2 protein-coding genes are annotated in these 348 nt (G+C 42.2%); both read right to left on the bottom strand.

All coding sequences use genetic code 11. The features are described 5' to 3' along the window. Positions 1 to 225: cell wall-binding repeat-containing protein (locus KH400_RS22975; protein WP_217228590.1), on the bottom strand; the 225-nt coding region annotated here is incomplete at its 3' end. A gap of 21 nt (positions 226 to 246) precedes the next feature. After that, on the bottom strand, positions 247 to 348 hold a 102-nt coding region (locus KH400_RS29290; RefSeq protein ID WP_438821143.1), incomplete at its 5' end, for a hypothetical protein.

The following is a 348-nucleotide window of genomic DNA, read 5'->3' as shown; positions in this document are numbered from 1 at the left end:
ATGTTGATACGCTAAAGGGACAGCTGCTGTTGCATCAGCGTAAGCTTTTTTCCCTACTAGCACAACGGTATTCGCTGTTCCCCAACCTTTTTTCGCCACATTGACAGATAAAGAGTAACGATTTCCCCCATCTATTCGTGATACAGAATTGTCCGCTGAAGCTGTTGGAACAATAATAAAAATGGCGATGAGGCTGAGGATGGCTGTTTTAATCATTGAGCGCATCTTCTGTGTCCTCCCTTAACTTTAATAATTTGTTAGTTTTGTACCTGGATAGTAGAACGAAAGTATAGAAGAATACGAGTTTCCAGATTCAGCTCTAGCTTTGGCGCCGTATTGACTCATCCC

Source organism: Desertibacillus haloalkaliphilus, from assembly GCF_019039105.1.
Lineage (GTDB): Bacteria > Bacillota > Bacilli > Bacillales > KJ1-10-99 > Desertibacillus > Desertibacillus haloalkaliphilus.
This window is presented reverse-complemented; position numbering and strand designations above follow the sequence as displayed.